The organism is Streptomyces panacea (assembly GCF_040560175.1).
Lineage (GTDB): Bacteria > Actinomycetota > Actinomycetes > Streptomycetales > Streptomycetaceae > Streptomyces > Streptomyces panacea.
This window is the reverse complement of record NZ_JARJHW010000259.1, coordinates 1-8,153: the sequence shown is the minus strand read 5'-3', so window position 1 is coordinate 8,153 and position 8,153 is coordinate 1. Positions and strand designations below refer to the sequence as shown.

Here is an 8,153-nt window from a genome sequence, read left to right as displayed (position 1 = left end):
GCGTCGGCCGGGAACGCCCCGAGCCCGGTCTGCCGGGCCAGCCGCGCGTACGCCCGCGGCTCCACGCCGATCATGGTCACGCCGAGCGTCGTCCGGAAGCCCCTGATGTCGGGCGGGAGCGGTACGCCGTACTCGACCCGGACCGCGGTCACTTCCCCGACCCCCACGCTGTCCCGAACAGCCGCCGCCAGCCCGTCGGGCAGCACCGGCGCGGAGCCGGCGGCGCTGATCCGGGCGTCGGCGCCCGTCGCGAGCAGGGCGGCGCGCTCCCTGGCGCCGTCGATCCCGGCGAGCACCGAGCCGCCGAAGGCCGCCGTCGTCAGCGCGACGAGCAGGGCGAGCAGCGGAAGCGCGCCCGACGACGACGCGCGGCCCGCGCGGGCCAGCGAGAGGAAACCGACCGCGCCGCGCAGCCGACCGGCGGGGCGGCCGACGAGACGCAGCGGCAGCGGATAGAGCCGTACGAGAACCAGCGCGGCGATCAGCCCGACCAGCACCGGTGCGGAGCTGACCAGATAGTCCACGTCCCCGATCCCGCCGTCCCCGATCCCGCCGTCGCCGGTGGCGTCGGCCGCCCCGCCCGTGCCCCGACGGCGCAGCGCGACGACCGCGCCGATCGCCAGCGCCAGCAGGGTCAGCTCGGCCGTCGTGCGGCGGCGGGAGGGCCGGGCCCGTACAAGATCCTCGCGGCCCCCGTGCTGCCCCGGCCCGCGGTGCCCCACGACGGCCCGGACCGGGGGCGCGGCACACGCCAGCAGGGCGGCGCCGCCCGCCGCTGCCACGGCGGGCGCCAACCGGGCCTCCGGGACGGTCAGTACGGCCAGCAGCAGGCCGACAGCCGCCGCCGGTACGGCGATCACCGCCGTCTCCGCGAGGAGCCGGCCGCCGATCCCGAGCAGCGATCCGCCGCGGGAGCGCAACAGGGCGAGTTCGGCCTGCCGCCGTGCGGCGACGAGGCCGCCCGCCATCACCAGCACGACGGCCGCCACGGCCCCGATCCCCAGAGCCGCGACGGTGACGACCGGAGCGATGGCCGCGCGCATGGAACGGTGCCCGGCGACGATCCCGTCAAGTCCCGTCGCCACCACGGCGGAGGGCCCGACGAAGGTCGGGGCGCGCAGTTCGGTCAGCTCGGGTCCGTTCTCCAAGGAGGCGATGCGCGAGGCGAGTCGTGGCGCGTCGCGTGCGGTGAGAGCCGTGGCGTCCGGGGCGATCCGCCAGTACATCTGGGGCTCGCCGGAGGTGCCGAGCAGCGCGGGCGCGGCGTCCGGTGCCAGCAAGAGGGAGGCGCGCCAGTAGCGGGGCGGCGGCCAGTCTCTGGTCGGTTTGGCGACGAGGGCGGGGGAGCCGAGCGTGGTCTCGACGGCCCAGTAGCTGTTCTCCGGGTCCCGTGGCGTGACGATGCCGGTGATCCGTACGCCCAGCTCGTCCCGGTCCACACCCGGTACGTGCACCACCGAACCGACCTTGATCCGCAGCGACTTCGCCGTCTCGGCGGTGACCGCCGCCTCCACCTCCCCGGTGCGCTCCGTCACCGTGCCGTCGGCGCGCGGGAACCGCCCCTCGCGGAGCGCGGAGTGGCGGTCGAGGCCGGCCTGCGCGGCGAGGGTGAGCATCGGCGGCAGATGGTCGGGCGCGGCCAGCCAGGCGTCGGTGCCCTCGACCGGCTCGGAGGTCCGTACGCCGTACGCCGAACCGCCCTCGTCGGCGCGCACCGGTGCGGGCAGACTCGCCGTGATCCTCCGCTGCGTCTGCGCCACCCGGGCGCCGCGCAGGGCCTCCTCCTGGTCCGCCCGCGGTACGCCGAGGCCGGGGGCGGGCGCGCTGATCTCCAGCACGCTCTCGGTGGCCGTGGCCGTACGGATGTCGTGGCGCAGGCCGTTCGTCTCGTAGGCGTCGACGGAACGGGGGAACGCGGCGGCGAGGTAGGCGGTGAGTACGACGAGCACGGCCGTCGCCGCGGCGGCCCCGGGCGCCGTCCGCAGCCGCGTCCGTATCCACGGGGCGACGACCCGCACCGGGCGGCCGGGCGCGACGGCCCGCACCGTGGACCGGTCACGACGGCCGGGCGAAGGTACGCCCATCTCAGTTGCCTCCCCGTTCGCGCAGCGTGAGCGCCGGGTCCGTACGGCGCAGGGTGAGGTAGGCGATCAGCAGCAGCGGAACCGCGGACACCCCCGCCAGCAGCGCGACGACCTGGCCGGCGGGCAGCTCCACCAGGACGGCGGGCACCGGCTGCGTGGCCTGCCCCGTCAGGACGACCAAGGGCACGACCGCCCTGGTGAGTACGGCGCCGAGGGCGAGGCCGACCAGGAGTGCGACCGTGAGCAGCAGGCCCTGTTCGGTGGCGATCAGCCGGGCGAGCTGTCGGCGCGAGGTGCCCAGCGCCCGCAACAGTGCGAATTCGGCGGCCCGTTCACGGAGCGACCCCACCGCGCTCACCGCGAAGCCGACGGCCGCCAGCGCCGCCGCCGCGATCGCGGCGGCCAGCAGCGCGGACTGCGGACCGACTCCCAGCGGATCGCTCAGCAGCTCCTCCGCCGTCTCGTCGCGCACGATGACCTGCGACGGGTCGACATCCGACCGTTGGCGCAGCGTCTCGGCGATCTCCGCCGTGCGGCCGGGTGCCGCGCTCAGCCACCACTCGGTGGGGGCCAGCGGCGCCTCCCGCCGGTCGACGAGCACCTGATTGACGGCGCGCAGATCCATCAGGAGCCCGCCGCCGTCGCCCGTGCGCCCGCCGTCGGCTGTCTCGGCCGCGGCCCCCGCGCTCAGGGCGCCGGGACCGGTGGTGGGCAGTTGGGCGACGGAGCGCACGATCCTGACGCGGAGCCGGTCGCCCGCGATCTCGACGTCCACGTTCTGCCCGGTCCTCGCCCCGGCGGCCCGCAGGAAGCTGTCGGTGGCTATCGCGGTCAGCACGGCGGGCGGCTCGGGGCGCGGTACGCCCACCTGGACGCTGAGGCGCCGCGTCGGGTCCAGGTAGGCCCCGTCCCGCGGGCCGACCCCCGTCTCGTACGAGAGAGCCAGCGGCGCCGCCGCCGAGACCACCGGCTTCAGCGGCCGGTCAGGGTCCGGCAGGCCGTCCAGCGACGCGAGGAGCGTCGCCCGCCAGCCGAAGTCCGCGGCGACGTCCACCGGTCGCTCGGCGCCGTCGGCGTCCAGGGACCGGAGCGCGTCGACGCTGAGCCGGTGGGTCTCGCTCCTGCCCTGCGGGGCGCTCGAATCCAGTTCCAGGCCGGTCAGGGTGAGTGGCCGCGCCGGGGTGAACGGCGTGCTCGCCGCCCCGGCGCCGCGCGCGGAGTGCGCGGAGTCCGCCGCGCCGGTCAGATCGAGCGTGACGGTGTGCGGGCGGCCGTCGACGGGCACCTCGCCCGCGAGCAGGCGGTAGACGATGCCGTACCGGTCCTCGACCGTCACCGTGGCGAACGGAGCGCTGCCGGACGGCGACACCCCGTTCGCCGCCGAGGTGTCGGTGAGCCGCAGCGTGATCCGGAGCCGGCGGGCGTCCTCGGGCAGCGGGACGCCCGGTCGCGCCGTCTTCGGCGGCTTCACCGCGTCGAGCAGCCGGGCCGCCCCGTCGTCGCCGGACACCCCCGACAGGTCCTCGCGCAGCAGCATCCGCTCGTCGGCCCGGCCGGTGTCCAGCGCGAGGACGGTCGCCTTCCGCTCCGTCGACAGCTGGGAGGTGGCGCGGTGTGCGGGGGCCGCCGCGAGTACCCCCGGCAGCGCGGCGTAGATCCCCGCCTGCCCGGGATCACCGGGCCGGTTGGCCAGTATCCGCAGCGACGCGCCGGTCCGGAAGTCCGCCTGGTCCTCCTGCGAACGGTCCCACGACGCGCTCTGCCCGATCGCCAGCATGCCCATCGCCACGGCCGGCACCAGCAGCAGCACCGGACCCGCGCCGCGCAGCGGCCGGCGGCTGAACTGCCAGCCGGCCAGCGCCGACGACAGGCCCGCGCCGCTCGCCGCGCGCCGTTCGGCGAGGCGCGCCACGGGCGGCAGCAGGCGCAGGGTCAGCACGGTGCCCGCGAGCAGCGCCAGCGCGGGGGCGGCGACCAGCAGCGGATCGATGCCCAGCTCGCCCCGGCTGTCACCGCTGAGCGCGCCGCCCGAGGCGGCCGTCCGCCGGTCCAGCTGCCAGTACGCCACGGCGGCGATCACCAGCAGTCCCACGTCGGCGCCCGCGCGCACCGGACCGGGCAGGGCCCTCGCCCTGCCGCGCCGCAGCCGGGTCAGGCCGGCCGGGGCGAGGGCGGGCGCCACGACGGCGGCGGCGCACGCCAGCGCGACCCCGCCGCCGGTCAGCCACACCTGGGCGGTGGAGGTGTCACCGAGCCGCAGTCCGATCTCGGTGAGCGGCCCGCGGTTGGCGAGCAGTCCGGTCAGCGGCCCCGCGAGCAGCGGCGCGCAGAGCGCGGCGGGCAGCGCCAGCAGCAGTGCCTCGACGGTGGCGAGCCAGGCGATCCGGCGCCGTGAACCGCCGCGCGCCCGCAGCAGATCACTCTCCCCGGTCCGCTCGGTGCTCAGCAGCCGCGCGACCAGCGACAGGGCGCAGGCCGCGAGCAGTACGAGCTGGACGGCGACGATCAGCAGCGTGGAGCGCGAGACGAGCAGGGCGCGTTCGGTCCGGTCCAGGACGCTCGGCAGGGTGGTCCGCGCGGTCACTCCGTCGGCGAACACCGGCCGCGCGGCGAGGGACTTGGGCCCGCGCTCGGCGGCGGCGCGCAGCGCGTCGATACGGCCGGTGGTGACGTCACGGAAGTCGGCGGCGGCCAGCCAGGACAGGTCGCCCGCCCGGAGGCGCCCGGAGTCGAACTGGGCGGGGTCCGTGAGCAGCGGGCCGTAGGTGGTGAAGGTGACCGTCCGGACGCCCTGGCCGCCGACGGTGTCCAACTTCCAGTACGGGTCGGCGAGATCGGCCGGCCGGTAGATGCCTGTGACGCGGATCGTGAGGGGTTCGTCGTCCAGCCGGTCGAGGAGGGTGAGCCGCGTCCCGGCCTTCAGGCCGAGCCGGGTTGCGGCCTCCTCGGGGAACGCCGCCTGCACGGGGTCGGCGGCGGAGGCGCCGGTGGCCGCCGGCCAGCCGCCCGCCACCAGCCGTACGCGCGAGCGGTCGAGCGTCGCGAAGTGCGTGAGGTCGGGATCGCCCTCGCGGGCGGCGGCCGGCTGAAGAGCGCGGGGGAGGGCGTACGAGCCCGAACGCTCCAGCTTCCGTACGGTGACCGGCAGCCCGTCGAACGACTCCCGCGCGACCTCGGACGCCGCCTCGTTCGCCGCCTCCCGGTCGCCCGCCGGGACCTGCGCGGTGATCATGAGCGCGGCGGCGGCGGCATCGCGGCCCTGGAGGGTGTGGCGGAGCGCGGCGTCCCCGACGGAGCCGGAGAAGGCGGTGAGGGCGGAGAGCACCGAGGTGGTCAGGAGTACGGCCAGGAGTGCCGCGGCGAGCAGCAGCCGATGCGCGCGGACGCGCAGCAACACGAACCCCGTCACACGTCCCCCGCCGATCCGTCGCCGATCCTTCGCCCGCCCCCGGAGCTTCGGATACTTTCAGAGGGCAGGCGTCCGGGGAAACCGCTTACGGGCGGACTTTGATCGGATCGTGACCGTTGTCCGGAACGGGAGGTCCGCATTCCGGGGCCGCGCCGACCGGGACCGCGCCGACCGGGGCCCGCGCGCGAGGGGTCAGCTGTTCACCATCGACGCGGCGGCGTACGTCATGTAGTTCCAGAGCTGCGTCTCGTGCTCCTCGGAGAGCCCCAGCTCGTCGATGGCCACCCGCATGTGCCGCAGCCACGCGTCGTGCGCGGCCCGGTCGACGGTGAACGGCGCGTGCCGCATCCGCAGCCGGGGATGGCCCCGGCTGTCGCTGTACGTGCGCGGACCGCCCCAGTACTGGATCAGGAACAGCGTGAACCGCTCCTCGGCCGGGCCCAGATCCTCCTCCGGGTACATCGGCCTGAGCAGCGGATCCTCGGCGACGCCCTGGTAGAACCGGTGCACCAGGCGCCGGAAGGTCTCCTCGCCGCCGACCTGCTCGTAGAAGGTCTGCTCCGAAAGCGTGCCGCGCGGAATCTCGTTCACCCTTCCATGGTCTCAGACGCACGGGCCCAGGACCCGTCCGATCGGGTCCGGAATCCGGTTACCCGCGGTCCGGCAGCCGGGACTGCTCGCTTCCGCGCCCGTGACACAGGACAGTGGAGTCATGGGCGTTCATCGCGAGCACCACGAGGCGTACGGGCCGGGCGACGACGAAGCCGGCGTCGCCGCCGAGGCGCGTGCCGCCATGGTGCGGGGCATGGCGGACGAGGGGACGCTGGACGACCCGGCCTGGCGCGCGGCGTTCGAGGAGGTGCCGCGCCATCTTTTCGTCCCGTACTACTTCGTCAGCGGACTCGGCGGCCACGACCGGCTGTGGTGCGACGACCCCGACCCGGTCGGACGGCTGCGCTGGCTGCGCGGCGCGTACGCGGACGGGGCGCTGGCCACCCGCGTACGGGACGGCGAACTGATCTCCTCCAGCAGCCAGCCCTCCCTGATGGCCCGGATGCTCGCGGAGCTGGACGTACGCGACGGGCACACCGTCCTGGAGATCGGCGCGGGCACCGGCTACAACGCGGGGCTGCTCTCGCACCGGCTGGGCGACGAGCGCGTGACGACCATCGATCTGGATCCGGAGATCACGGAGTCCGCCCGTACGCATCTCGCGACCGCCGGATACCGGCCCGCGGTCGTCACCGGCGACGGCGCGATCGGCTGCCGGCGGCGGGCGCCGTTCGACCGGATCATCGCGACCTGCACGTTGCCCGCGGTGCCGTCCGGCTGGCTCGCGCAGTGCGCGGACGGGGCGCGGATCCTGGCGCCGCTGGCGACCGGGCTGATCGCGCTGGACATCGGCGACGACCCCCACGGCCGTTACGCGGAAGGGCACTTCCTGCACACGTCGGCATTCTTCGTCCCGCTGCGCGGCGGTGTGGAGGTGCCCGGACTGCCCGTCCTCCAGCGGATCGGCGGGCTGCCCCGGCGCGCACTGGAGAACGATCTCTTCCGCTTCATGCTCTCGCTGACGGCGGGCAGCCTGGACCCGCACGAGGCCCTCTCCCTCTGGGAGCGCGAGGGGCGCCCGCAGCGGGAGAGGTTCGGCATCACGGTCGGCCCGGACCGGCAGTGGGCCTGGCTGGACGATCCCTCGGGGCCGTACGTCTGGTCGCTCGGCCCCGGCGGATCGTGATCGCCGCTCTCAGCCCCGGCGGATCGTGATCGTCGTCCAGGCGCCGACGTGCACCCGGTCGCCGTCCTTGAGCGGGACGGGGACATAGGGCTGGATCGGGTCCTCGGCGCCGTTCAGCGTCGTGCCGTTGGTGGAGTTCTGATCGACCACCGCCCAGCTGCCGTCGGGCTGCTGGACCAGGACCGCGTGCTGGTGCGAGACGCCCGGGTCCTCCGGCGGGACGGACAGGTCGACATCGGGGGACTCGCCGGTGGAGTGGCGCCTGCGGCCGATGGTGATCTGGTTCCCGGTCATCGGAAGGTGCTGTTCCGGTGAGTACGCGGGCAGGTTGAGGCCCGTCGCCTCGGGGCCGCTGCGCTGCATCATCGCCATGAAGTAGTCACGGTCCGGTGCGACGACCGCGGTCCAGTTGCCGGGCGGCTGGTACTGATGCGGCGGCTGTTGCTGCATCGGGTCGTGCTGCTGCTGGTGTTGCTGCGGCGGCGGTCCCTGCTGGAACTGCTGCGGAGGCGCGGGCGCCTGCGCGTGCGAGGGCGGCGGCAGCACCCAGTCGTCGCCACCGGTCTGCTGCGGCGGGGCCGGCGGCCCCGACTGCTGGAACGAGGGCGGCGACGGCGGGCCCTGCTGCTGGTACGGCGGGGGCGGCGGCGGTCCCTGCTGACCGTGCGGTCCGGGAGGCGCGTGCGGTCCGGGCGGTCCAGGAGGCCCGGGGTGGCCGGGCGGCCCGGGAGGTCCGCCCTGCGGGCCGAACCCGCCCGGGGGACCCTGCTGGTCCGGAGCCAGCGGCTCGGCGGGCCGGTTCAGCTGGGAGGGGCGCGAGCCCTGGTAGTCGTACGGATCCGGCATCCGGGGCGGCGACTGCTGGGCCTGGAAGCCCGGCGGCAGGTTCAGTCCGGGGGGCGGGGGCCCGCCCGGCCCTGTC

General features: G+C 75.6%; 5 protein-coding genes. 1 reads left to right on the top strand and 4 read right to left on the bottom strand.

Annotation, left to right across the window (positions count from 1 at the left end; all coding sequences use genetic code 11):
• The 3 genes from P3L51_RS33670 to P3L51_RS33660 form a co-directional block, all read right to left on the bottom strand.
• Positions 1 to 2,084: ABC transporter permease (locus P3L51_RS33670; RefSeq protein WP_354609151.1), on the bottom strand; the 2,084-nt coding region annotated here is incomplete at its 3' end.
• 1 nt (position 2,085) lies between these two features.
• The gene (locus P3L51_RS33665) at positions 2,086 to 5,493 is read right to left on the bottom strand and encodes an ABC transporter permease (RefSeq protein WP_354609150.1); all 3,408 of its coding nucleotides are present in this window, start codon (positions 5,491 to 5,493) and stop codon (positions 2,086 to 2,088) included.
• Between the two features lie 192 nt (positions 5,494 to 5,685).
• Positions 5,686 to 6,084, bottom strand: coding sequence for a globin (locus tag P3L51_RS33660; RefSeq protein WP_354609149.1), 399 nt, complete (start codon positions 6,082 to 6,084; stop codon positions 5,686 to 5,688).
• Between the two features lie 121 nt (positions 6,085 to 6,205).
• On the opposite strand from P3L51_RS33660, the gene P3L51_RS33655 reads away from it, so the two are divergent.
• The gene (locus P3L51_RS33655; protein WP_354609148.1) at positions 6,206 to 7,231 is read left to right on the top strand and encodes a methyltransferase domain-containing protein; all 1,026 of its coding nucleotides are present in this window, start codon (positions 6,206 to 6,208) and stop codon (positions 7,229 to 7,231) included.
• A 9-nt stretch (positions 7,232 to 7,240) separates the two neighbouring features.
• On the opposite strand, the gene P3L51_RS33650 is transcribed toward P3L51_RS33655, so the two are convergent.
• Positions 7,241 to 8,153: FHA domain-containing protein (locus P3L51_RS33650; protein WP_354609147.1), on the bottom strand; the 913-nt coding region annotated here is incomplete at its 5' end.

Excerpts from the sequence above, each read along its gene's own strand:
- P3L51_RS33655 (WP_354609148.1), top strand. The coding sequence starts at position 6,206 with ATGGGCGTTCATCGCGAGCACCACGAGGCGTACGGGCCGGGCGACGAC.